Annotated in this window: 24 protein-coding genes and 1 pseudogene; 23 read left to right on the forward strand and 2 right to left on the reverse strand. The window is 34.3% G+C overall.

The window, feature by feature from the left end; all coding sequences use genetic code 11:
- Nucleotides 1-11: 11 nt before the first annotated feature.
- On the reverse strand, nt 12-1,004 hold the full coding sequence (sirA, locus tag HMPREF3247_RS07520; RefSeq protein ID WP_001045111.1) for a staphyloferrin B ABC transporter substrate-binding protein SirA: 993 nt from the start codon (nt 1,002-1,004) through the stop codon (nt 12-14).
- 230 nt (nt 1,005-1,234) lie between these two features.
- Here sirA and sbnA point away from each other — a divergent pair, with 230 nt between their 5' ends.
- The 21 genes and pseudogenes from sbnA to HMPREF3247_RS14945 all read left to right on the forward strand — a co-directional run bounded on the left by sbnA (nt 1,235) and on the right by HMPREF3247_RS14945 (nt 22,666).
- Nucleotides 1,235-2,215, forward strand: a complete 981-nt coding sequence (sbnA, locus tag HMPREF3247_RS07525; protein WP_000570808.1) for a 2,3-diaminopropionate biosynthesis protein SbnA — start codon at nt 1,235-1,237, stop codon at nt 2,213-2,215.
- The gene (sbnB, locus tag HMPREF3247_RS07530; protein WP_001078456.1) at nt 2,212-3,222 is read left to right on the forward strand and encodes an N-[(2S)-2-amino-2-carboxyethyl]-L-glutamate dehydrogenase SbnB; all 1,011 of its coding nucleotides are present in this window, start codon (nt 2,212-2,214) and stop codon (nt 3,220-3,222) included. The genes sbnA and sbnB overlap by 4 nt, the downstream gene beginning before the upstream one ends.
- Nucleotides 3,223-3,242: 20 nt before the next feature.
- Nucleotides 3,243-4,997: a staphyloferrin B biosynthesis protein SbnC gene (sbnC, locus tag HMPREF3247_RS07535; protein WP_001179414.1), complete on the forward strand. Its 1,755-nt coding sequence runs from the start codon at nt 3,243-3,245 to the stop codon at nt 4,995-4,997.
- Nucleotides 4,990-6,246, forward strand: coding sequence for a staphyloferrin B export MFS transporter (gene sbnD, locus HMPREF3247_RS07540; RefSeq protein WP_000610051.1), 1,257 nt, complete (start codon nt 4,990-4,992; stop codon nt 6,244-6,246). Before sbnC ends, sbnD begins: the two co-directional genes overlap by 8 nt.
- Nucleotides 6,236-7,972, forward strand: coding sequence for an L-2,3-diaminopropanoate--citrate ligase SbnE (gene sbnE / locus HMPREF3247_RS07545; protein ID WP_001179890.1), 1,737 nt, complete (start codon nt 6,236-6,238; stop codon nt 7,970-7,972). Before sbnD ends, sbnE begins: the two co-directional genes overlap by 11 nt.
- Nucleotides 7,881-9,731 carry a 3-(L-alanin-3-ylcarbamoyl)-2-[(2-aminoethylcarbamoyl)methyl]-2-hydroxypropanoate synthase SbnF gene (gene sbnF / locus HMPREF3247_RS07550; RefSeq protein ID WP_072467461.1) on the forward strand — a complete coding sequence of 617 codons (1,851 nt, stop codon included), beginning with the start codon at nt 7,881-7,883 and terminating at the stop codon, nt 9,729-9,731. Before sbnE ends, sbnF begins: the two co-directional genes overlap by 92 nt.
- Nucleotides 9,706-10,482 (forward strand): staphyloferrin B biosynthesis citrate synthase SbnG, encoded by a 777-nt coding sequence (sbnG, locus tag HMPREF3247_RS07555; protein WP_001186804.1) that lies wholly within the window; start codon nt 9,706-9,708, stop codon nt 10,480-10,482. Before sbnF ends, sbnG begins: the two co-directional genes overlap by 26 nt.
- Nucleotides 10,482-11,684, forward strand: coding sequence for a staphyloferrin B biosynthesis decarboxylase SbnH (gene sbnH, locus HMPREF3247_RS07560; RefSeq protein WP_001223709.1), 1,203 nt, complete (start codon nt 10,482-10,484; stop codon nt 11,682-11,684). Before sbnG ends, sbnH begins: the two co-directional genes overlap by 1 nt.
- A gap of 3 nt (nt 11,685-11,687) precedes the next feature.
- Nucleotides 11,688-12,452, forward strand: coding sequence for a bifunctional transcriptional regulator/O-phospho-L-serine synthase SbnI (gene sbnI / locus HMPREF3247_RS07565; protein ID WP_001015549.1), 765 nt, complete (start codon nt 11,688-11,690; stop codon nt 12,450-12,452).
- 195 nt (nt 12,453-12,647) lie between these two features.
- A complete protein-coding gene (locus HMPREF3247_RS07575) occupies nt 12,648-13,055 on the forward strand; it encodes a hypothetical protein (RefSeq protein ID WP_000094899.1) in 408 nt (135 codons plus the stop codon).
- A gap of 49 nt (nt 13,056-13,104) precedes the next feature.
- Nucleotides 13,105-13,731, forward strand: coding sequence for an MFS transporter (locus HMPREF3247_RS07580; protein WP_000414624.1), 627 nt, complete (start codon nt 13,105-13,107; stop codon nt 13,729-13,731).
- 210 nt (nt 13,732-13,941) lie between these two features.
- Complete coding sequence (locus HMPREF3247_RS07585; RefSeq protein WP_000183771.1) at nt 13,942-14,718, forward strand: (S)-acetoin forming diacetyl reductase; 777 nt, start codon at nt 13,942-13,944, stop codon at nt 14,716-14,718.
- A 143-nt stretch (nt 14,719-14,861) separates the two neighbouring features.
- On the forward strand, nt 14,862-14,984 hold the full coding sequence (locus HMPREF3247_RS07590) for a hypothetical protein (RefSeq protein WP_001805695.1): 123 nt from the start codon (nt 14,862-14,864) through the stop codon (nt 14,982-14,984).
- A gap of 69 nt (nt 14,985-15,053) precedes the next feature.
- Nucleotides 15,054-16,034 carry an NAD-dependent epimerase/dehydratase family protein gene (locus tag HMPREF3247_RS07595; protein WP_001789408.1) on the forward strand — a complete coding sequence of 327 codons (981 nt, stop codon included), beginning with the start codon at nt 15,054-15,056 and terminating at the stop codon, nt 16,032-16,034.
- Nucleotides 15,997-16,689: a sugar transferase gene (locus HMPREF3247_RS07600; RefSeq protein ID WP_000736082.1), complete on the forward strand. Its 693-nt coding sequence runs from the start codon at nt 15,997-15,999 to the stop codon at nt 16,687-16,689. Before HMPREF3247_RS07595 ends, HMPREF3247_RS07600 begins: the two co-directional genes overlap by 38 nt.
- Before the next feature lie 210 nt (nt 16,690-16,899).
- Nucleotides 16,900-18,066 carry a glycosyltransferase family 4 protein gene (locus HMPREF3247_RS07605; protein ID WP_070866222.1) on the forward strand — a complete coding sequence of 389 codons (1,167 nt, stop codon included), beginning with the start codon at nt 16,900-16,902 and terminating at the stop codon, nt 18,064-18,066.
- Entirely contained in the window at nt 18,047-19,285 is a 1,239-nt protein-coding gene (locus tag HMPREF3247_RS07610) for an O-antigen ligase family protein (RefSeq protein WP_000431226.1), read from the forward strand. Before HMPREF3247_RS07605 ends, HMPREF3247_RS07610 begins: the two co-directional genes overlap by 20 nt.
- Entirely contained in the window at nt 19,275-20,705 is a 1,431-nt protein-coding gene (locus HMPREF3247_RS07615) for an oligosaccharide flippase family protein (RefSeq protein WP_000834085.1), read from the forward strand. Before HMPREF3247_RS07610 ends, HMPREF3247_RS07615 begins: the two co-directional genes overlap by 11 nt.
- A 267-nt stretch (nt 20,706-20,972) precedes the next feature.
- Nucleotides 20,973-21,572, forward strand: a complete 600-nt coding sequence (locus tag HMPREF3247_RS07620; RefSeq protein ID WP_000874681.1) for a superoxide dismutase — start codon at nt 20,973-20,975, stop codon at nt 21,570-21,572.
- A 368-nt stretch (nt 21,573-21,940) separates the two neighbouring features.
- A pseudogene (locus HMPREF3247_RS07625) lies at nt 21,941-22,542 on the forward strand (hypothetical protein).
- Nucleotides 22,529-22,666, forward strand: a complete 138-nt coding sequence (locus HMPREF3247_RS14945; RefSeq protein ID WP_223181133.1) for an LPXTG cell wall anchor domain-containing protein — start codon at nt 22,529-22,531, stop codon at nt 22,664-22,666. Before HMPREF3247_RS07625 ends, HMPREF3247_RS14945 begins: the two are co-directional and overlap by 14 nt.
- Nucleotides 22,667-22,857: 191 nt before the next feature.
- On the opposite strand, the gene HMPREF3247_RS07630 is transcribed toward HMPREF3247_RS14945, so the two are convergent.
- A complete protein-coding gene (locus HMPREF3247_RS07630; protein ID WP_001789411.1) occupies nt 22,858-23,613 on the reverse strand; it encodes a GntR family transcriptional regulator in 756 nt (251 codons plus the stop codon).
- 235 nt (nt 23,614-23,848) lie between these two features.
- Between HMPREF3247_RS07630 and deoD the strand changes: the two genes are divergently transcribed.
- Nucleotides 23,849-24,556, forward strand: coding sequence for a purine-nucleoside phosphorylase (deoD, locus tag HMPREF3247_RS07640; RefSeq protein ID WP_000843294.1), 708 nt, complete (start codon nt 23,849-23,851; stop codon nt 24,554-24,556).
- Between the two features lie 6 nt (nt 24,557-24,562).
- Nucleotides 24,563-25,915 carry a tetracycline efflux MFS transporter Tet(38) gene (gene tet(38), locus HMPREF3247_RS07645; RefSeq protein WP_001100300.1) on the forward strand — a complete coding sequence of 451 codons (1,353 nt, stop codon included), beginning with the start codon at nt 24,563-24,565 and terminating at the stop codon, nt 25,913-25,915.
- The last annotated feature ends 135 nt before the right edge of the window (nt 25,916-26,050 follow it).

The following is a 26,050-nucleotide window of genomic DNA, read 5'->3' on the forward strand; positions in this document are numbered from 1 at the left end:
AAACTCCTTAATTATTTTGATTGTTTTTCAATATTTAACTTTTCATATAAATCGTCAATAAGTTTTAATGAAGATTTATATCCGCCAGCTAAGTTCCAAGTGATTTCATCTAAATCATCAGATACTTGGTTGTTTTTAACTGCGTCTAAATTTTTCCACTCTTTACTTGAAGTCCATTCGCTTTCAGTCTTTTTAACTAATGCAGCATCTTTCGCATTTGGATCTGATTTTACTACAAAAATATGATCAGCGTTCATTAATGGAATGCTTTCTTTAGATGTAAGTTGGATAATATCTTTACCATTATCAACTTGTTTTTGTAAGTCTTTATTACGTTTGAATCCTAAATCATTTAAGATTTCACCAGCATATCCACCAGCATAAATTCTTGTATGATCAGCACGGAAGTTAACAACTGAAGCTTTCAATGGCCATGCATCTTTATACTTTGCTTTTGCATCTTTTTGGAATGCAGCTACTTTATCATCGTACTTTTTAAGTAAATCTTCAGCTTCTTTTTCTTTCCCTAAAGCTTTCCCCATTAACTTAGTTGTATCTTTGAATTTGAAAACTGTATCAGTAGAAACTGTTGGTGCAATTTTAGATAATTGATCGTAAACTTTTTCGTTTCTAACTTTTGACGCGACAATTAAGTCCGGTTTTAATTTAGAGATTTCCTCTAAGTTAGGTGCAGGTTCTTGACCTACAATCTTAGTATCTTTTAAATCATTTTTTATGTATTCGAATTTCGGTTTTTGTGTCCATGATTCTACAGCACCTACAGGTTTAACACCTAAAGATACAGCGACGTCAGTGGCACCTTGATATAGCGTAACAACACGCTTTGGTTTCCCTTTAATTTCAGTTGTACCCATTGCATGTTTAATTGAAGTTGTTTCCTTATCTTTGTTATCAGATGATTGTTTATTTGAATTCCCACTACATCCTGCTAAAACAAGTAGGAAAGCAAGCGTAACAACAAGCATTTTAATTACTTTATTCATTGACTAATTAGCCTCCTTCGTGATGTATGACAATGAGAATCATTATCACGATTTAGTATGAATTAAATTTTTTCCTAAGTCAATAAAATATTTATGATTTACATGCAACTTATAATTATTTGACATATAAATTCATAAAAAATATAATCCTAATTACTTGATAGTGAGAATCATTATCAATTAGGTAACACACAATATTATAGAATTTTAAATTTGAGGAGGAAGCGCTTTTGATTGAAAAAAGTCAAGCATGTCACGATTCATTGTTAGATTCTGTAGGGCAAACACCTATGGTTCAACTTCATCAACTATTTCCGAAACATGAAGTGTTTGCAAAGTTAGAGTATATGAATCCTGGAGGCAGCATGAAAGATCGACCTGCCAAGTACATCATTGAACATGGTATTAAACATGGTTTAATCACTGAGAATACACATTTAATTGAAAGTACTTCTGGTAATTTAGGCATTGCGTTGGCAATGATAGCTAAAATCAAGGGATTAAAACTCACGTGTGTTGTTGATCCTAAAATATCACCAACAAATTTGAAAATTATTAAAAGTTATGGTGCCAATGTAGAAATGGTTGAAGAACCTGATGCACATGGGGGTTATTTAATGACTCGTATTGCAAAGGTGCAAGAACTGTTAGCCACTATTGACGATGCATATTGGATTAATCAATATGCGAATGAGTTAAATTGGCAATCCCATTATCATGGTGCAGGCACAGAGATTGTTGAAACAATTAAGCAACCTATAGATTATTTTGTCGCGCCAGTCAGCACGACAGGTAGCATTATGGGTATGAGTAGAAAAATAAAAGAAGTGCATCCAAACGCACAAATTGTTGCTGTTGATGCGAAAGGGTCAGTCATTTTTGGTGACAAACCTATTAATAGAGAATTACCTGGTATCGGTGCTAGTCGTGTACCCGAAATATTGAATAGATCAGAAATTAATCAAGTGATCCATGTAGATGATTATCAATCTGCTTTGGGCTGTCGAAAACTGATTGATTATGAAGGCATATTTGCCGGAGGTTCAACAGGTTCGATTATTGCAGCGATTGAGCAGTTGATAACGTCAATTGAAGAAGGTGCAACAATTGTCACGATTTTACCAGATCGAGGCGATCGTTACTTAGATTTAGTTTATTCAGATACATGGTTAGAAAAAATGAAATCAAGACAAGGAGTTAAATCAGAATGAATAGAGAGATGTTGTATTTAAATAGATCAGATATTGAACAAGCGGGAGGTAATCATTCACAAGTTTATGTGGACGCATTAACAGAAGCATTAACAGCCCATGCGCACAATGATTTTGTACAACCGCTTAAGCCGTATTTAAGACAGGATCCTGAAAATGGACACATCGCAGATCGAATTATTGCAATGCCAAGTCATATCGGTGGTGAACACGCAATTTCAGGTATTAAGTGGATAGGTAGTAAGCACGACAATCCATCGAAACGTAATATGGAGCGTGCAAGTGGCGTCATTATTTTGAATGATCCAGAAACGAATTATCCAATTGCAGTTATGGAAGCAAGTTTAATTAGTAGTATGCGTACTGCAGCAGTTTCAGTGATTGCAGCAAAGCATTTGGCTAAAAAAGGATTTAAAGACTTAACAATCATTGGATGCGGGCTAATCGGAGACAAGCAATTACAAAGTATGTTAGAGCAATTCGATCATATTGAACGCGTGTTTGTTTACGATCAATTCTCTGAAGCATGTGCACGCTTTGTTGATAGATGGCAACAACAGCGTCCGGAAATTAATTTTATTGCGACAGAAAATGCTAAAGAAGCAGTATCAAATGGTGAAGTAGTCATTACATGTACCGTAACGGATCAACCATACATTGAATATGATTGGTTACAAAAGGGTGCATTTATTAGCAACATTTCTATCATGGATGTACATAAAGAAGTCTTTATTAAAGCTGACAAAGTCGTAGTAGATGACTGGTCACAATGTAATCGAGAAAAGAAAACTATTAACCAATTGGTGTTAGAAGGTAAATTCAGCAAAGAAGCACTTCATGCTGAACTAGGGCAACTTGTGACAGGTGACATACCAGGACGTGAAGACGATGATGAAATCATATTACTTAATCCGATGGGTATGGCTATCGAAGATATTTCAAGTGCTTACTTTATTTATCAACAGGCACAACAACAAAATATTGGGACAACATTGAACCTATATTAAGAATGCGAGGTGTCTGAACATTGCAGAATCATACAGCAGTCAATACAGCACAAACGATAATATTAAGGGATTTAGTTGATGCATTATTATTTGAAGATATAGCCGGAATTGTATCGAATAGTGAGATTACTAAAGAAAATGGACAAACGCTTTTGATATACGAACGTGAAACACAACAAATAAAGATACCTGTTTATTTTAGTGCTTTAAATATGTTTCGTTATGAAAGTTCACAACCAATTACGATAGAGGGAAGGGCGTCTAAGCAACCTTTAACGGCAGCTGAATTTTGGCAAACAATTGCTAATGTGAATTGTGATTTAAGTCATGAATGGGAAGTGGCTCGCGTTGAAGAAGGACTGACTACTGCTGCCACACAGCTTGCTAAACAATTATCAGAATTAGATTTAGCGTCACATCCTTTTGTGATGTCAGAGCAGTTTGCAAGTTTAAAAGATCGTCCATTTCATCCATTAGCTAAAGAAAAAAGAGGATTAAGAGAAGCGGATTATCAAGTGTATCAAGCTGAATTAAATCAATCATTTCCTTTAATGGTTGCAGCAGTTAAAAAGACACATATGATTCATGGCGATACTGCAAATATCGATGAATTAGAAAATTTGACAGCACCTATAAAAGAACAAGCGACAGACATGTTAAATGATCAAGGGTTATCAATAGATGACTATGTACTATTTCCGGTACATCCTTGGCAATATCAGCATATTTTGCCGAACGTCTTTGCGAAAGAGATTAGTGAAAAGTTGGTTGTACTATTACCGTTAAAATTTGGAGATTATCTGTCGTCTTCAAGTATGCGTTCATTAATTGATATTGGCGCACCGTATAACCATGTCAAAGTACCATTTGCAATGCAGTCATTAGGCGCATTAAGGCTAACGCCTACGCGTTACATGAAAAACGGAGAACAAGCAGAACAATTATTACGTCAGCTTATAGAAAAAGATGAAGCACTAGCTAAGTATGTCATGGTTTGTGATGAAACAGCTTGGTGGTCATATATGGGTCAAGATAATGATATTTTCAAAGATCAATTAGGTCATCTAACTGTTCAGCTAAGAAAATATCCCGAAGTGCTAGCCAAAAATGATACGCAACAGCTAGTGTCAATGGCAGCACTCGCGGCAAATGATCGCACTTTATATCAAATGATTTGTGGAAAAGATAATATTTCTAAAAATGATGTCATGACGTTATTTGAAGATATCGCGCAAGTCTTTTTAAAGGTAACACTATCATTTATGCAATACGGCGCATTACCAGAGTTGCATGGTCAAAATATATTGTTGTCATTTGAAGATGGACGTGTACAAAAATGCGTGTTACGTGATCATGATACTGTCAGAATTTATAAACCATGGCTAACAGCACATCAGCTTTCATTGCCGAAGTATGTCGTCAGAGAAGATACACCTAATACGCTAATTAATGAAGATTTGGAAACATTCTTTGCTTATTTTCAAACATTAGCTGTATCGGTAAATCTATATGCCATTATTGATGCAATTCAAGATTTATTTGGTGTAAGTGAGCATGAACTTATGTCGTTGTTAAAACAAATTTTAAAGAATGAAGTGGCAACTATTTCCTGGGTTACAACTGATCAGCTAGCTGTCAGACACATTTTATTTGATAAACAGACGTGGCCATTCAAACAAATTTTATTACCATTGCTATATCAACGTGATAGTGGTGGAGGTAGTATGCCTTCAGGTTTAACTACCGTACCAAATCCAATGGTGACATATGATTAATCAGTCTATATGGCGCAGTAACTTTCGCATTTTATGGCTCAGTCAGTTTATAGCGATTGCTGGACTGACAGTACTTGTGCCATTATTGCCAATTTATATGGCATCACTACAAAATCTATCAGTCGTAGAAATACAGTTGTGGAGTGGTATAGCGATTGCTGCTCCAGCTGTAACGACGATGATAGCTTCGCCGATATGGGGGAAGCTAGGTGATAAGATCAGCAGAAAATGGATGGTGTTAAGAGCGTTACTTGGTTTGGCGGTATGCTTATTTTTAATGGCATTGTGTACGACACCATTACAGTTTGTACTTGTGAGGTTATTGCAGGGACTATTTGGTGGTGTTGTTGATGCATCAAGTGCGTTTGCGAGTGCAGAGGCGCCAGCTGAAGATCGTGGAAAGGTATTAGGAAGACTGCAAAGTTCAGTCAGCGCAGGGTCTCTTGTGGGGCCATTAATTGGCGGTGTTACAGCTTCGATATTAGGTTTTAGTGCGTTACTGATGAGTATTGCCGTTATTACTTTTATTGTCTGTATTTTCGGTGCATTAAAATTGATTGAAACGACACATATGCCAAAATCACAAACACCAAATATTAATAAAGGTATTCGCCGTTCATTTCAATGTCTATTATGCACACAACAAACATGTCGATTTATTATCGTTGGCGTTTTAGCAAACTTTGCTATGTATGGCATGCTAACTGCATTATCACCACTTGCTTCATCAGTGAATCATACAGCGATAGATGACCGTAGTGTGATTGGATTTTTACAGTCCGCATTTTGGACGGCTTCGATATTAAGCGCGCCTTTATGGGGACGCTTTAATGATAAATCATATGTTAAATCAGTATATATATTTGCCACGATTGCATGTGGTTGTAGTGCGATACTGCAAGGTTTAGCGACGAATATAGAGTTTTTAATGGCTGCAAGAATACTTCAAGGATTAACATATAGTGCATTGATTCAAAGTGTCATGTTTGTTGTCGTGAATGCGTGTCATCAACAACTTAAAGGCACATTTGTTGGAACGACGAACAGTATGTTAGTTGTTGGTCAAATTATTGGCAGTCTTAGTGGCGCTGCCATTACAAGTTATACTACACCAGCTACTACGTTTATCGTTATGGGCGTAGTATTTGCAGTAAGTAGTTTATTTTTAATTTGTTCAACCATCACTAATCAAATCAACGATCACACATTAATGAAATTATGGGAGTTGAAACAAAAAAGTGCAAAATAAAGAATTAATACAACATGCAGCGTATGCGGCTATCGAACGCATTTTAAATGAATATTTTAGAGAAGAAAATTTATATCAAGTACCACCTCAAAATCATCAATGGTCTATACAATTATCAGAGCTCGAAACTTTAACGGGTGAATTTCGCTATTGGTCTGCGATGGGGCATCATATGTATCATCCAGAGGTATGGCTTATCGATGGAAAAAGTAAAAAAATAACAACTTATAAAGAAGCAATTGCGCGTATTTTGCAACATATGGCTCAAAGTGCAGATAATCAAACGGCAGTGCAACAACATATGGCGCAAATTATGTCTGACATCGATAATAGCATTCATCGCACGGCGCGTTATTTGCAAAGTAACACAATATACTACGTAGAGGATCGTTATATCGTTTCAGAACAATCTTTATACTTAGGTCATCCATTTCATCCGACTCCTAAGAGTGCAAGTGGGTTTTCAGAAGCAGATTTAGAGAAATATGCACCCGAATGTCATACATCATTCCAATTGCATTATTTAGCTGTGCATCAAGATGTTCTGCTCACGCGCTATGTAGAAGGTAAAGAAGATCAGGTTGAGAAAGTGTTGTATCAATTAGCAGACATAGATATATCAGAGATACCCAAAGATTTTATTTTATTACCAACACATCCTTATCAAATCAATGTGTTGCGACAGCATCCACAGTATATGCAATATAGTGAACAAGGTTTAATAAAAGACCTTGGCGTTTCCGGTGATTTAGTGTACCCGACGTCTTCGGTTAGAACTGTATTTTCAAAAGCATTAAACATTTATTTAAAATTACCGATACACGTTAAAATTACTAATTTTATACGTACGAATGATCTTGAACAAATTGAACGAACAATTGATGCCGCGCAAGTTATCGCATCAGTCAAAGATGAGGTTGAAACACCCCATTTTAAATTGATGTTTGAAGAAGGATATCGTGCATTGTTACCGAATCCATTAGGGCAAACAGTTGAACCTGAAATGGATTTATTAACAAATAGTGCCATGATTGTTCGTGAAGGGATACCGAATTACCATGCTGATAAAGATATTCATGTATTGGCGTCATTATTTGAAACGATGCCTGATTCACCGATCTCTAAGTTAGCACAAGTGATTGAGCAAAGTGGTTTAGCACCAGAAGCATGGCTTGAATGTTATTTGGATCGTACATTATTGCCGATATTAAAGCTGTTTAGTAACACAGGCATTAGTCTAGAAGCACATGTACAAAATACATTAATTGAATTAAAAGATGGCATACCCGACGTATGCTTTGTCAGAGATCTTGAAGGCATTTGTCTATCTAGAACGATTGCTACTGAAAAACAGCTTGTGCCAAATGTTGTGGCAGCATCAAGCCCTGTTGTATATGCACATGATGAAGCATGGCATCGTCTTAAATATTATGTTGTAGTAAATCACTTAGGACATTTAGTATCAACTATTGGTAAAGCGACTAGAAATGAAGTTGTGTTATGGCAACTTGTAGCGCATCGTCTTATGACTTGGAAAAAAGAATACGCGAATAACGCAGTATTTGTTGACTGTGTAGAAGATTTATATCAAACGCCGACCATTGCGGCTAAAGCGAATTTGATGAGTAAATTGAATGATTGTGGTGCAAACCCTATTTATACACATATACCAAATCCAATTTGTCATAACAAGGAGGTATCGTATTGTGAATCAAACAATTCTTAATCGTGTAAAGACTAGAGTAATGCATCAACTGGTATCATCACTTATTTATGAGAATATTGTTGTGTATAAAGCGTCATATCAAGACGGTGTCGGTCATTTTACAATAGAAGGACATGATTCAGAGTATCGTTTTACTGCTGAAAAGACACATAGCTTTGATCGTATACGTATCACATCACCAATTGAGCGTGTCGTAGGAGATGAGGCAGATACAACAACAGACTATACACAATTATTGAGAGAGGTTGTATTTACATTTCCTAAAAATGATGAAAAGCTAGAACAATTTATTGTCGAGTTATTACAGACAGAATTAAAAGATACGCAAAGTATGGAGTATCGAGAATCAAACCCACCAGCAATACCTGAGACATTTAACGACTATGAATTTTATGCGATGGAAGGTCATCAGTATCATCCAAGTTACAAATCACGTTTAGGATTTACGTTGAGTGATAATTTGAAATTTGGTCCTGATTTTGTACCAAACGTTAAACTGCAGTGGTTAGCTATCGACAAAGATAAAGTAGAAACGACGGTATCAAGAAATGTTGTAGTTAACGAAATGTTACGTCAACAAGTTGGCGATAAGACTTATGAACATTTTGTACAGCAAATTGAAGCGTCTGGCAAACATGTAAATGATGTTGAGATGATACCTGTACACCCATGGCAGTTTGAACATGTCATCCAAGTTGATTTGGCTGAAGAAAGGCTTAATGGCACAGTACTATGGTTAGGGGAAAGTGATGAGCTATATCACCCTCAACAATCGGTTCGTACGATGTCGCCAATAGACACGACAAAATATTATTTAAAGGTACCAATAAGTATAACGAACACTTCAACGAAACGAGTGTTGGCGCCTCATACAATTGAAAATGCAGCGCAAATTACGGATTGGTTAAAGCAGATACAGCAACAAGATACGTATTTAAAAGATGAATTAAAGACAGTTTTTCTAGGGGAAGTCTTAGGACAGTCTTATTTAAATACACAACTTTCGCCTTATAAACAAACTCAAGTTTATGGTGCGTTAGGTGTTATATGGCGTGAAAATATATATCATATGTTAATCGATGAAGAGGATGCGATACCATTTAATGCACTTTATGCAAGTGATAAGGATGGTGTACCATTCATTGAAAAGTGGATTAAACAATATGGTTCTGAAGCTTGGACAAAGCAATTTTTAGCTGTAGCGATTCGTCCAATGATTCATATGCTTTATTATCACGGTATTGCCTTTGAATCGCATGCACAAAATATGATGCTCATTCATGAAAATGGTTGGCCTACACGTATTGCCTTAAAAGATTTCCATGATGGTGTTCGTTTTAAGCGTGAGCATTTAAGTGAAGCAGCTTCACACCTGACATTAAAGCCAATGCCAGAAGCACATAAAAAAGTGAATAGTAATTCATTTATTGAAACAGATGACGAACGTTTAGTACGCGACTTTTTACATGATGCATTTTTCTTTATTAATATCGCCGAAATCATCTTATTTATTGAAAAGCAATATGGTATCGATGAGCAGCGACAATGGCAATGGGTTAAAGACATTATCGAGGCGTATCAAGAAGCATTTCCAGAGTTGAATAACTATCAACATTTCGATTTGTTTGAACCTACGATTCAAGTTGAAAAGTTAACGACACGTCGATTATTAAGTGACTCCGAGTTAAGAATTCATCATGTTACAAATCCATTAGGTGTAGGAGGTATCAATGATGCAACAACTATCTCTGAAACATAGATTAAACAATGGTGATTCAGTTTATGGCATTTTTAATTCTATACCGGACCCATTGATGATCGAGGTTATCGCAGCAAGCGGGTATGACTTTGTTGTGATTGATACAGAACACGTGGCGATTAATGATGAGACACTAGCGCATTTAATTCGTGCAGCTGAAGCAGCGCATATTATACCAATTGTACGTGTCACTGCAGTGATAGATAGAGATATCATTAAAGTGTTAGATATGGGTGCGAGAGGTATTATTGTGCCACACGTTAAAGATCGTGAGACAGTTGAGCATATTGTGAAATTAAGTCGTTATTACCCGCAAGGATTAAGAAGTTTGAATGGTGGTCGCATGGCAAGATTTGGACGTACACCATTACTTGATGCAATGGAGATGGCTAATGAGCATATTATGGTGATTGCCATGATAGAAGATGTTGAAGGGGTTATGGCCATTGACGATATAGCTCAAGTCGAAGGTTTAGACATGATAGTCGAAGGTGCCGCAGATTTATCGCAGTCACTTGGCATACCATGGCAAACGCGTGATGATCAAGTAACATCACATGTTCAACATATTTTTGAGGTTGTGAATGCACATGGTAAACATTTTTGTGCATTACCACGTGAAGATGAAGATATTGCAAAATGGCAGGCACAAGGTGTACAAACATTTATTTTAGGTGATGATCGCGGAAAAATATATCGCCATTTAAGTGCATCTCTAGCGACGTCTAAACAGAAAGGGGATGATGGCTAATGCGTATAGTTCAACCTGTTATTGAACAATTAAAAGCACAATCTCATCCAGTTTGTCATTATATCTATGATTTAGTCGGACTGGAACATCATTTGCAACATATTACATCGTCATTGCCGAGTAATTGTCAAATGTACTATGCAATGAAAGCAAATAGTGAACGAACAATCCTAGATACAATTAGTCAGTATGTTGAAGGATTCGAAGTTGCATCTCAAGGTGAAATAGCAAAAGGTCTTGCTTTTAAACCAGCAAATCATATTATTTTTGGTGGTCCTGGTAAGACAGACGAGGAACTAAGATATGCAGTAAGTGAAGGTGTTCAGCGTATTCATGTTGAAAGTATGCATGAATTACAACGGCTAAATGCCATCTTAGAAGATGAAGATAAGACACAACACATTTTATTGCGTGTTAATTTAGCAGGACCATTTCCCAATGCAACGTTGCATATGGCAGGACGCCCAACACAATTTGGTATTTCTGAAGACGAAGTTGATGATGTCATTGAAGCTGCGCTAGCAATGCCAAATATTCATCTAGATGGCTTTCATTTTCATTCTATTTCTAACAATTTAGACTCGAATTTACACGTCGATGTAGTGAAACTTTATTTTAAAAAAGCAAAATCATGGTCTGAAAAACATCGATTTCCACTCAAACATATCAATCTTGGTGGTGGTATAGGGGTTAACTATGCAGATTTAACTAGCCAATTTGAGTGGGATAATTTTGTAGAAAATTTTAAAACACTTATCGTTGAGCAAGAAATGGAAGATGTGACATTGAACTTTGAATGTGGGCGCTTTATTGTGGCACATATTGGTTACTATGTGACAGAAGTGCTAGATATTAAGAAAGTGCATGGTGCTTGGTATGCCATTTTAAGAGGAGGTACGCAACAATTTAGACTGCCGGTATCTTGGCAGCATAACCATCCTTTTGAAATTTATCGCTATAAGGACAATCCATATTCATTTGAAAAAGTTTCAATTTCGAGACAGGACACAACGTTAGTCGGTCAATTATGTACACCGAAAGATGTCTTTGCTAGAGAAGTACAGATAGACGCAATCAGTACAGGCGACGTTATTGTTTTCAAATATGCAGGTGCATACGGATGGTCTATTTCACATCACGATTTCTTAAGCCATCCACATCCTGAATTTATTTATTTAACGCAAACAAAGGAGGATGAATAACTATTGAATCATATTCATGAACATTTAAAATTGGTACCAGTAGATAAGATTGATCTTCACGAAACATTCGAACCTTTAAGATTGGAAAAGACGAAAAGTAGTATTGAAGCAGATGATTTTATACGTCATCCTATTTTAGTGACAGCGATGCAACATGGTAGATATATGGTTATAGATGGTGTGCATCGGTATACAAGTTTGAAAGCGTTAGGATGTAAGAAAGTTCCAGTGCAAGAAATCCATGAAACACAATATTCAATTAGTACGTGGCAACATAAAGTTCCATTTGGTGTGTGGTGGGAAACGTTACAACAAGAACATCGCTTGCCATGGACTACTGAGACAAGACAAGAAGCGCCATTTATTACGATGTGTCATGGTGATACAGAACAATATTTGTATACGAAAGATTTAGGCGAAGCACATTTTCAAGTATGGGAAAAGGTTGTCGCAAGTTATAGTGGTTGTTGTTCTGTAGAGAGAATTGCACAAGGTACATATCCTTGTCTTTCTCAACAAGATGTACTCATGAAGTATCAGCCATTGAGTTATAAGGAAATTGAAGCGGTTGTTCATAAAGGGGAAACTGTGCCAGCAGGTGTGACACGCTTTAATATTTCAGGACGATGTCTTAATCTTCAAGTACCACTGGCATTACTTAAACAAGATGATGATGTTGAACAACTGCGCAATTGGAAGCAGTTTTTAGCAGATAAGTTTGCCAATATGAGATGCTATACTGAAAAAGTATACTTGGTGGAGCAATAGTTTTACTGTGATGTTGAGGGAAATATGATGATTTAGCGTATTGATAGCGAAAATATAATAAAACAATATAGTGTGGAGAACTTTTGATATTTTATAAATATTGAAGTTCTCCATTTTTGTATTTCGCATATAAAAATTAAATAAAATAAGGTATATTAAGGCGGAGTATAAATATTAAATAAATGGGGAATGAGTATGAGCTCAATTATAGGAAAAATAGCAATTTGGATAGGCATCGTAGCTCAAATATATTTTAGTGTCGTTTTTGTTAGGATGATATCTATTAATATTGCTGGAGGATCTGATTACGAAACAATTTTTTTATTAGGATTAATATTGGCTCTTTTCACTGTTTTACCAACCATCTTTACTGCGATTTATATGGAAAGTTACTCTGTAATCGGAGGTGCACTTTTTATTGTTTATGCTATTATTGCACTGTGTTTATATAATTTCCTTTCGTCAATTTTATGGCTGATTGGTGGTATTTTGCTGATTTGGAATAAATACTCAAAAGATGAATCGACAGACGAAAATGAAAAAGTTGATATTGAAAGTACAGAGAATCAATTTGAATCTAAAGATAAAATCACTAAAGAATAAAGAGAATATTTAAGGCGGAGTATAAATATTAAATAAATGGGGAATAGACATGGAAAAAAATGTAGAAAAATCATTCATAAAGATAGGTTTATATTTTCAAATAGCTTATATAGTACTCATGGCTATAACTTTATGTGGGTTTGTAATTTGCTATGGACTAATTTTCGGCCTTTTCTATTTATTATCAGGTAGCAAAGTTGATTATTTAATAGTAACAATAGTTATATCGGCAATAATTTCTATATTTGTAATTATACTTTCAATCGTACCTGTCATCGTATTGGCATCTGACTTATTTAAAGAAAGGATTTCAAAAGGTGTCATATTAATTGTATTGGCTATTATCGCTTTAGTATTATGCAACTTTGTATCTGCAATACTCTGGTTTGTTTCAGCCATATCTATTTTAGGTAGAAAAAAATTAGTAGCTGCAGCAGATACTACCACTATTCAAAAAAGTAAAGGGAACGCAAATCAAGCATCACATAAAGACACGGGTAAAAAGGAACTTGATAGTCAAGACATGATGGAACATCCTGAGGTTAAAAATCCCACGACTAAAAACCTTGAAGTATTTAACGAAGAAATACATAAAGATGAAGCTACAACTAAAGTTGACAGTGATAACACGGAACCGCCGATTGAATCAAAAGACCATGACTCGAAAAAAGATTGATGACAAACTAATCGAGAGACTTAAAAAATAATATTCAACATAAGCACTTTTAAAATGACATTTAAACGCATTGCCAATCACTAATGGTAGTGCGTTTAACTATACCTTAAATATCTGAATATTTTGTTAAATGGAGTTATCTTTGTTGTACTATTCAAATGAAGAGGAGTAAAATGTAATTAAAGGAAAGTAATTTGAGGAGTGATCTTTATGACAAACAACAAAGTAGCGTTAGTAACTGGCGGAGCACAAGGGATTGGTTTTAAAATTGCAGAACGTTTAGTGGAAGATGGTTTCAAAGTAGCAGTTGTTGATTTCAATGAAGAAGGGGCAAAAGCAGCTGCACTTAAATTATCAAGTGATGGTACAAAAGCTATTGCTATCAAAGCAGATGTATCAAACCGTGATGATGTATTTAACGCAGTAAGACAAACTGCCGCGCAATTTGGCGATTTCCATGTCATGGTTAACAATGCCGGCCTTGGACCAACAACACCAATCGATACAATTACTGAAGAACAGTTTAAAACAGTATATGGCGTGAACGTTGCAGGTGTGCTATGGGGTATTCAAGCCGCACATGAACAATTTAAAAAATTCAATCATGGCGGTAAAATTATCAATGCAACATCTCAAGCAGGCGTTGAGGGTAACCCAGGCTTGTCTTTATATTGCAGTACAAAATTCGCAGTGCGAGGTTTAACACAAGTAGCCGCACAAGATTTAGCGTCTGAAGGTATTACTGTGAATGCATTCGCACCTGGTATCGTTCAAACACCAATGATGGAAAGTATCGCAGTGGCAACAGCCGAAGAGGCAGGTAAACCTGAAGCATGGGGCTGGGAACAATTTACAAGTCAGATTGCTTTGGGCAGAGTTTCTCAACCAGAAGATGTTTCAAATGTAGTGAGCTTCTTAGCTGGTAAAGACTCTGATTACATTACTGGACAAACGATTATTGTAGATGGTGGTATGAGATTCCGTTAATAATCATCCACTAATGATAAATAAATCCTTATTGTTAAGTTTAATCACTTAGCAGTAAGGATTTTTTAGTGCACTTAGAAGGGAGTGTATTGGTAGAAAATTAATAAGCGAAGTTCTTAAGTGAGTTATGATGTCACAGTCTAATGCATCAGTTGAAAGCATTATTAGTATTAACACACCCAAGATATTATAAAACAACACAAAAACGTCACTATCTAATTTATCTCAATAAAAATTCACAAAGTTATCTCATTTTATTTTTATAAATAAAAAATATCGATAAAAAGCTTACAATACTTTATGTTTTTATGATATATTTTTAATGTATAAATGAGGTGGAAGATTTGGAAAGAGTTTTGATAACTGGTGGGGCTGGTTTTATTGGGTCGCATTTAGTAGATGATTTACAACAAGATTATGATGTTTATGTTCTAGATAACTATAGAACAGGTAAACGAGAAAATATTAAAAGTTTGGCTGACGATCATGTGTTTGAATTAGATATTCGTGAATATGATGCAGTTGAACAAATCATGAAGACATATCAATTTGATTATGTTATTCATTTAGCAGCATTAGTTAGTGTTGCTGAGTCGGTTGAGAAACCTATCTTATCTCAAGAAATAAACGTCGTAGCAACATTAAGATTGTTAGAAATCATTAAAAAATATAATAATCATATAAAACGTTTTATCTTTGCTTCGTCAGCAGCTGTTTATGGTGATCTTCCTGATTTGCCTAAAAGTGATCAATCATTAATCTTACCATTATCACCATATGCAATAGATAAATATTACGGCGAACGGACGACATTAAATTATTGTTCGTTATATAACATACCAACAGCGGTTGTTAAATTTTTTAATGTATTTGGGCCAAGACAGGATCCTAAGTCACAATATTCAGGTGTGATTTCAAAGATGTTCGATTCATTTGAGCATAACAAGCCATTTACATTTTTTGGTGACGGACTGCAAACTAGAGATTTTGTATATGTATATGATGTTGTTCAATCTGTACGCTTAATTATGGAACACAAAGATGCAATTGGACACGGTTATAACATTGGTACAGGCACTTTTACTAATTTATTAGAGGTTTATCGTATTATTGGTGAATTATATGGAAAATCAGTCGAGCATGAATTTAAAGAAGCACGAAAAGGAGATATTAAGCATTCTTATGCAGATATTTCTAACTTAAAGGCATTAGGATTTGTTCCTAAATATACAGTAGAAACAGGTTTAAAGGATTACTTTAATTTTGAGGTAGATAATATTGAAGAAGTTACAGCTAAAGAAGTGGAAATGTCGTGAAAATGACATTGAAGCTGTCCATAATAATAAGGGTTATGCCTATCAAAGAAAATTAGATGCACTCGAAGAAGTGAGAAAAGGCTATTACCCAATTAAACGTGCGATTGACTTAGTATTAAGTATCGTTTTATTATTTTTAACATTTCCGATTATGTTCATATTCGCCATTGCTATCGTCATAGATTCGCCAGGAAACCCTATTTATAGTCAGGTTAGAGTTGGGAAGATGGGTAAATTAATTAAAATATACAAATTACGTTCGATGTGTAAAAACGCAGAGAAAAATGGTGCGCAATGGGCTGATAAAGATGATGATCGTATAACAAATGTCGGGAAGTTTATTCGTAAAACACGCATTGATGAATTACCACAACTAATTAATGTTGTTAAAGGGGAAATGAGTTTTATTGGACCACGCCCGGAACGTCCGGAATTTGTAGAATTATTTAGTTCAGAAGTGATAGGTTTCGAGCAAAGATGTCTTGTTACACCAGGGTTAACAGGACTTGCGCAAATTCAAGGTGGATATGACTTAACACCGCAACAAAAACTGAAATATGACATGAAATATATACATAAAGGTAGTTTAATGATGGAACTATATATATCAATTAGAACATTGATGGTTGTTATTACAGGGGAAGGCTCAAGGTAGTCTTAATTTACTTAACTAAGTTCAAATAAAAGTTACATTTTAAAGATTGTGACCAATTGTTACAGTATAACGAGGAATCCCTTGAGACAGTATCAAATGGCATTAAGAAATATGTGCCATCATTGATTTGCATGGCTATAAATACTATTCATCTGATGAGATAGCCATGTTAAGAAATTGAAAGTATAGCATTAAAGGGGTTTGTAACAGTTGAAAATTATATATTGTATTACTAAAGCAGACAATGGTGGTTCACAAACACATCTCATTCAACTCGCCAACCATTTTTGCGTACACCATGATGTTTATGTCATTGTAGGCAATCATGGACCAATGATTGAACAACTAGATGCAAGAGTTAATGTAATTATTCTCGAACATTTAGTAGGTCCAATTGACTTTAAACAAGATATTTTAGCTGTCAAAGTGTTAGCACAGTTATTCTCGAAAATTAAGCCTGATGTTATCCATTTACATTCTTCTAAAGCTGGAACGGTCGGACGAATTGCGAAGTTCATTTCGAAATCGAAAGACACACGTGTAGTTTTTACTGCGCATGGATGGGCTTTTACAGAGGGTGTTAAACCAGCTAAAAAATTTCTATATCTAGTTATCGAAAAATTAATGTCACGTATTACAGATAGCATTATTTGTGTTTCAGATTTCGATAAACAGTTAGCGTTAAAATATCGATTTAATCGATTGAAATTAACCACAATACATAATGGTATTGCAGATGTTCCCGCTGTTAAGCAAACGCTAAAAAGCCAATCACATAACAATATTGGCGAAGTAGTTGGAATGTTGCCTAATAAACAAGATTTACAGATTAATGCCCCGACAAAGCATCAATTTGTTATGATTGCAAGATTTGCTTATCCAAAATTGCCACAAAATCTAATCGCGGCAATAGAGATATTGAAATTACATAACAGTAATCATGCGCATTTTACATTTATAGGCGATGGACCTACATTAAATGATTGTCAGCAACAAGTTGTACAAGCTGGGTTAGAAAATGATGTCACATTTTTGGGCAATGTCATTAATGCGAGTCATTTATTATCACAATACGATACGTTTATTTTAATAAGTAAGCATGAAGGTTTGCCAATTAGCATTATAGAAGCTATGGCTACAGGTTTGCCTGTTATAGCCAGTCATGTTGGCGGTATTTCAGAATTAGTAGCTGATAATGGTATATGTATGATGAACAACCAACCCGAAACTATTGCTAAAGTCCTGGAAAAATATTTAATAGACAGTGATTACATCAAAATGAGTAATCAATCTAGAAAACGTTATTTAGAATGTTTTACTGAGGAGAAAATGATTAAAGAAGTGGAAGACGTTTATAATGGAAAATCAACACAATAGTAAATTACTAACATTGTTACTTATCGGTTTAGCGGTTTTTATTCAGCAATCTTCGGTTATTGCCGGTGTGAATGTTTCTATAGCTGACTTTATCACATTACTAATATTAGTTTATTTACTGTTTTTCGCTAACCATTTATTAAAGGCAAATCATTTTTTACAGTTTTTCATTATTTTGTATACATATCGTATGATTATTACGCTTTGTTTGCTATTTTTTGATGATTTGATATTTATTACGGTTAAGGAAGTTCTTGCATCTACAGTTAAATATGCATTTGTAGTCATTTATTTCTATTTAGGGATGATCATCTTTAAGTTAGGTAATAGCAAAAAAGTGATCGTTACCTCTTATATTATAAGCAGTGTGACTATAGGTCTATTTTGTATTATAGCTGGTTTGAACAAGTCCCCTTTACTAATGAAATTGTTATATTTTGATGAAATACGTTCAAAAGGATTAATGAATGACCCTAACTATTTCGCGATGACACAGATTATTACATTGGTACTTGCTTACAAGTATATTCATAATTACATATTCAAGGTCCTTGCATGTGGTATTTTGCTATGGTCTTTAACTACAACGGGGTCTAAGACTGCGTTTATCATATTAATCGTCTTAGCCATTTATTTCTTTATTAAAAAGTTATTTAGTAGAAATGCGGTAAGTGTTGTGAGTATGTTAGTGATTATGCTGATATTACTTTGTTTTACCTTTTATAATATCAACTACTATTTATTCCAATTAAGCGACCTTGATGCCTTACCGTCATTAGATCGAATGGCGTCTATTTTTGAAGAGGGCTTTGCATCATTAAATGATAGTGGGTCTGAGCGAAGTGTTGTATGGATAAATGCCATTTCAGTAATTAAATATACACTAGGTTTTGGTGTCGGATTAGTGGATTATGTACATATTGGCTCGCAAATTAATGGTATTTTACTTGTTGCCCATAATACATATTTGCAGATTTTTGCGGAATGGGGCATTTTATTCGGTGCATTATTTATCATATTTATGCTTTATTTACTGTTTGAATTATTTAGATTTAACATTTCTGGGAAAAATGTAACAGCAATTGTTGTAATGTTGACGATGCTGATTTACTTTTTAACAGTATCATTTAATAACTCAAGATATGTCGCTTTTATTTTAGGAATTATCGTCTTTATTGTTCAATATGAAAAGATGGAAAGGGATCGTAATGAAGAGTGATTCACTAAAAGAAAATATTATTTATCAAGGGCTATACCAATTGATTAGAACGATGACACCACTGATTACAATACCCATTATTTCACGTGCATTTGGTCCCAGTGGTGTGGGTATTGTTTCATTTTCTTTCAATATCGTGCAATACTTTTTGATGATTGCAAGTGTTGGCGTTCAGTTATATTTTAATAGAGTTATCGCGAAGTCCGTTAACGACAAACGGCAATTGTCTCAGCAGTTTTGGGATATCTTTGTCAGTAAATTATTTTTAGCGTTAACAGTTTTTGCGATGTATATGGTCGTAATTACTATATTTATAGATGATTACTATCTTATTTTCCTACTACAAGGAATCTATATTATAGGTGCAGCACTCGATATTTCATGGTTTTATGCTGGAACTGAAAAGTTTAAAATTCCTAGCCTCAGTAATATTGTTGCGTCTGGTATTGTATTAAGTGTAGTTGTTATCTTTGTCAAAGATCAATCAGATTTATCATTGTATGTATTTACTATTGCTATTGTGACGGTATTAAACCAATTACCTTTGTTTATCTACTTAAAACGATACATTAGCTTTGTTTCGGTTAATTGGATACACGTCTGGCAATTGTTTCGTTCGTCATTAGCATACTTATTACCAAATGGACAGCTCAACTTATATACTAGTATTTCTTGCGTTGTTCTTGGTTTAGTAGGCACATACCAACAAGTTGGTATCTTTTCTAACGCATTTAATATTTTAACGGTCGCAATCATAATGATTAATACATTTGATCTTGTAATGATTCCGCGTATTACCAAAATGTCTATCCAGCAATCACATAGTTTAACTAAAACGTTAGCTAATAATATGAATATTCAATTGATATTAACAATACCTATGGTCTTTGGTTTAATTGCAATTATGCCATCATTTTATTTATGGTTCTTTGGTGAGGAATTCGCATCAACTGTCCCATTGATGACCATTTTAGCGATACTTGTATTAATCATTCCTTTAAATATGTTGATAAGCAGGCAATATTTATTAATAGTGAATAAAATAAGATTATATAATGCGTCAATTACTATTGGTGCGGTGATAAACCTAGTATTATGTATTATTTTGATATATTTTTATGGAATTTACGGTGCTGCTATTGCACGTTTAATTACAGAGTTTATCTTACTTATTTGGCGATTTGTTGATATTACTAAAATCAATGTGAAGTTGAATATTGTAAGTACGATTCAATGTGTCATTGCTGCCGTTATGATGTTTATTGTGCTTGGTGTGGTCAATCATTATTTGCCCCCTACAATGTACGCTACGCTGCTATTAATTGCGATTGGTATAGTAGTTTATCTTTTATTAATGTTGACTATGAAAAATCAATACGTATGGCAAATATTGAGGCATCTTCGACATAAAACAATTTAAGTATCGGTAACGCTATACTTTAGAAATTTAAGATGAAGAAGAAAAGGCAATTTCTTATTGAAAAATGGAAGTTGTCTTTTTTAATTCTTTTTAAAAGCGGGAAACAAAAGCAGTTAAATGCCTTTTTGCATTCAATATTAAATATTATATCAATTTCGAATATTTAAATTTTATATAATTGGATATAACAAATAAATAATAATTATTGCAAAACACACCCGAAATTAATTATTATAAAAGTATATTCATAAAAGGAGGAATATACTTATGGCATTTAAATTACCAAATTTACCATATGCATATGATGCATTGGAACCATATATAGATCAAAGAACAATGGAGTTTCATCACGACAAACATCACAATACGTACGTGACGAAATTAAACGCAACAGTTGAAGGAACAGAGTTAGAGCATCAATCATTAGCGGATATGATTGCTAACTTAGACAAGGTACCGGAAGCGATGAGGATGTCAGTCCGTAATAATGGCGGTGGTCATTTTAACCATTCATTATTCTGGGAAATACTATCACCTAATTCTGAAGAAAAAGGTGGCGTAATAGATGACATCAAAGCGCAGTGGGGCACTTTAGATGAATTTAAAAATGAATTTGCAAATAAAGCAACAACATTATTTGGATCAGGTTGGACTTGGTTAGTTGTTAATGATGGCAAATTAGAAATTGTGACAACGCCAAACCAAGATAATCCATTAACAGAAGGCAAAACACCAATCTTACTATTTGATGTTTGGGAGCATGCCTACTATCTGAAATATCAAAATAAACGCCCAGACTATATGACTGCATTTTGGAATATTGTTAACTGGAAAAAAGTTGATGAATTATACCAAGCAGCAAAATAATATAACTTAATATAATTGAGGTGGAGCATCTACAAGGTGTTCCACTTTTTTGTACTTAATATCTTTACTTATTTGTTTTTGTGTAATGGGATAGCACGTAAAAGTGGCAAAATAATAAGATAAATTTCAAACTCGAAATACCTTATTATTGTTGACTAAAACGATGACTTAAATGTTATATACATTAGACAACACTATTAATTAATCAAGATATTGTCATTAAATAAATTGACAAAATAAGTAATTATTGTGAATCTAAAGTGAAATTTTTATAAAAAATTGTAATGATTCAAAAATTTTGTTGCATTTCTTTTGTAATCATATGATAATGTAAATGTAATCAAATTGTAATATAAGGGGAAAAGACAATGAAAAAATTAGCAACAGTAGGTTCTTTAATTGTAACAAGCACTTTAGTATTCTCAAGTATGCCTTTTCAAAATGCGCATGCCGACACAACTTCAATGAATGTGTCGAATAAACAAAGCCAAAATGTACAAAATCATCGTCCTTATGGCGGAGTAGTACCACAAGGAATGACGCAAGCACAATATACTGAATTAGAGAAAGCTTTACCCCAATTAAGCGCTGGCAGTAATATGCAAGACTATAATATGAAATTGTATGATGCGACGCAAAATATTGCTGATAAATACAATGTGATAATTACAACTAATGTAGGGGTATTTAAACCACATGCTGTTAGAGATATGAATGGCCATGCGTTACCTTTAACAAAAGATGGCAATTTTTATCAAACGAATGTAGATGCAAATGGTATTAATCATGGTGGTAGTGAAATGGTGCAAAATAAAACAGGTCATATGAGTCAACAAGGCCATATGAATCAGAACACACACATGAACCAACAGCCACACATGCAACAAGGTCATATGCAATCATCAAACCATCAAATGATGAGTCCAAAAGCAAATATGCATTCATCAAATCATCAAATGAACCAAAGTAACAAAAAAGTTTTACCAGCTGCTGGTGAAAGTATGACATCAAGTATTCTTACTGCAAGTATTGCCGCACTACTATTAGTATCTGGGTTATTCTTAGCATTTAGACGACGTTCAACAAATAAATAAACATAATACGATTAATAATAGAAAAATCGTGTGATTATCTGAGCGAGCCTAGGACATAAATCAATGTCCTAGGCTCGCTAATGTTATATTGGCAGTAGTTGACTGAATGAAATTGCGCTTGTAACAAGCTTTTCCATTTCTTACCAACTCCCTAAATAGTCATCAAAAAATTTCTTATATTTTAATAATTTTTAATAATCCGATTGTCTTATACGTGTCAGTGTTAATTCAGATATTTCCTGTGGAATATACCACTTATTAATCATAATTGGATAAGGTGTTTGTGCGTACAGTGTTTCAATAATCAGCCAACAATGTGTATCACCATCAAACACGTGACTATGATTTTTGAAGTGGGGCGCTTTGGTAATAGACATTTTTAAATCTGATTGATATGCATTGCTATAAATCGTTTGCTCAACGAATGTCTTCATGTCGTCTTCGTTTTGTGTATTCACTTTAAATGTGTCAATGACATTTAACGGTATAAAGGTAAAGCAAAATGCATCAGCTTGCTTAGAATGATTGTCCTTTTTTTGATAATAGCGTTCCATTGCAATGACGGCAGAAGGATGGTTTGCAAACAAATGATTTGTATATTCACTTTCTAAATCAACACGATAATTAATTGATGACATAGATACGCGAGCTAGCAATATTTGATCAAGTGGATGCTTAAATTGATCCATACTTGAAGCGTGTTGGGCATTTGTTTGTGGAATAACAAAGTGTCCCTTCCCTCTTGTACTCTCTACGATGCCATCTTCGGCTAACAATTTTATAGCTTGGCGCAAAGTCATACGACTGACATCAAAGCGCGCACAAAGTTCCTTTTCAGTAGGTAATGCATGGCCACTTGGATATTTTCCTATTTGAATTTCTTTATATAACGTATTATAAATCGTTAAAAATTTTGGTTGTGTTTGCGTCACGTAGACAACCTCCATAAAGTTACTTAATCACTCTCATCATACAATAATTTTTACTCAAATTGGAAAAATTATAAAAATTAAATATAGATAGGCTTTGAAAATTAGTTTTATACAAGGTTAGAAGCTATAACTGTAAAATGTTCTTAATATTGTCAAAATGTAATGCTTGAAAGCGCTTTTAAAAAATATTATTATATACATGGTTAGACAAATAGACAAATCACTATACAAATATTGGGAGGAATATTTTATGAAATCAACACCACACATTAAACCAATGAATGACGTCGAAATTGCAGAAACGGTTCTATTACCAGGAGATCCGTTAAGAGCTAAGTTCATTGCAGAAACATATTTGGACGATGTGGAACAGTTCAATACAGTGCGAAACATGTTTGGTTTTACCGGAACATATAAAGGTAAAAAAGTTTCTGTCATGGGTTCAGGTATGGGTATGCCATCTATTGGCATTTACTCTTATGAATTAATTCATACATTTGGTTGTAAAAAATTAATTCGCGTTGGTTCTTGTGGCGCGATGCAAGAAAACATTGATTTATATGATGTGATTATTGCACAAGGTGCCTCTACTGATTCAAATTACGTTCAACAATATCAATTACCAGGTCATTTTGCGCCAATTGCTTCTTATCAATTATTAGAAAAAGCAGTTGGAACAGCACGTGACAAAGGTGTACGTCATCATGTAGGTAATGTGTTATCAAGTGATATTTTCTATAACGCGGATACAACAGCGAGTGAACGTTGGATGCGTATGGGTATTTTAGGTGTAGAAATGGAATCAGCTGCATTATACATGAATGCAATTTACGCTGGTGTCGAAGCATTAGGTGTGTTCACAGTGAGCGATCATTTAATTCATGAAACGTCAACAACACCTGAGGAAAGGGAACGTGCATTTACAGATATGATTGAAATTGCACTGTCATTGGTGTAGATGATTATGAATGTTGAATATTCTAAAATAAAGAAAGCAGTACCTATTTTATTATTCTTATTTGTATTCAGTTTGGTTATAGACAACTCATTTAAATTGATTTCTGTAGCCATTGCTGATGACTTAAACATATCTGTAACGACAGTAAGTTGGCAAGCGACATTAGCCGGTTTAGTAATTGGTATTGGCGCTGTAGTATACGCTTCATTATCTGATGCCATTAGTATACGCACACTATTTATTTATGGCGTGATATTAATCATTATCGGATCAATTATTGGTTACATTTTCCAACATCAATTCCCATTACTTTTAGTTGGACGTATTATTCAAACTGCCGGTTTAGCTGCTGCAGAGACATTATATGTGATATATGTTGCAAAGTATCTTTCTAAAGAGGACCAGAAGACTTACCTTGGCTTAAGTACGAGCAGTTATTCCTTGTCATTAGTTATCGGTACATTATCAGGTGGATTTATTTCTACGTATTTACACTGGACAAATATGTTTTTAATTGCATTAATCGTAGTATTTACGTTGCCATTCCTATTTAAATTATTACCAAAAGAAAATAATACGAATAAAGCTCATTTAGATTTTGTTGGCTTAATTCTAGTGGCAACTATTGCTACAACAGTCATGCTGTTTATTACGAACTTTAATTGGTTATATATGATTGGTGCCTTAATTGCGATTATCGTTTTTGCGCTATATATTAAAAATGCGCAACGTCCATTAGTAAATAAATCATTTTTCCAAAATAAACGTTATGCTTCATTTTTATTTATAGTATTTGTAATGTATGCTATCCAATTGGGTTATATTTTTACGTTCCCATTCATAATGGAGCAAATTTATCATCTGCAACTAGACACAACATCACTGTTATTAGTACCGGGTTATATAGTAGCAGTCATCGTTGGTGCACTAAGTGGTAAAATCGGCGAATATCTGAATTCAAAACAAGCGATTATCACAGCAATTATTTTAATCGCACTGAGCTTGATTTTACCTGCATTTGCAGTAGGTAATCACATTTCAATCTTCGTTATTTCTATGATATTCTTTGCAGGTAGCTTTGCTTTAATGTATGCACCTTTACTTAACGAAGCCATTAAAACAATAGATCTTAATATGACAGGTGTGGCTATTGGTTTTTATAATTTAATTATTAATGTGGCGGTATCTGTAGGTATTGCGATTGCTGCGGCTCTAATCGATTTTAAAGCATTAAATTTCCCAGGCAATGATGCATTAAGTTCACATTTCGGTATTATTTTAATTATTTTAGGTTTAATGAGTATTGTCGGATTAGTTTTATTCGTCAGCTTAAATCGTTGGACACAATCTGAAAAATAAATAGATATAAATTCGCGAGATATATTCGTATTTATAGTAAAATTAAATAAAGAGATTATATAACACGAGGAGTAGTAAGTATGAAATTTGAGAAATATATAGATCACACTTTATTGAAGCCTGAGTCAACACGTA

The organism is Staphylococcus sp. HMSC36A10 (genome assembly GCF_001838845.1).
Taxonomy (GTDB): Bacteria; Bacillota; Bacilli; order Staphylococcales; family Staphylococcaceae; genus Staphylococcus; species Staphylococcus aureus.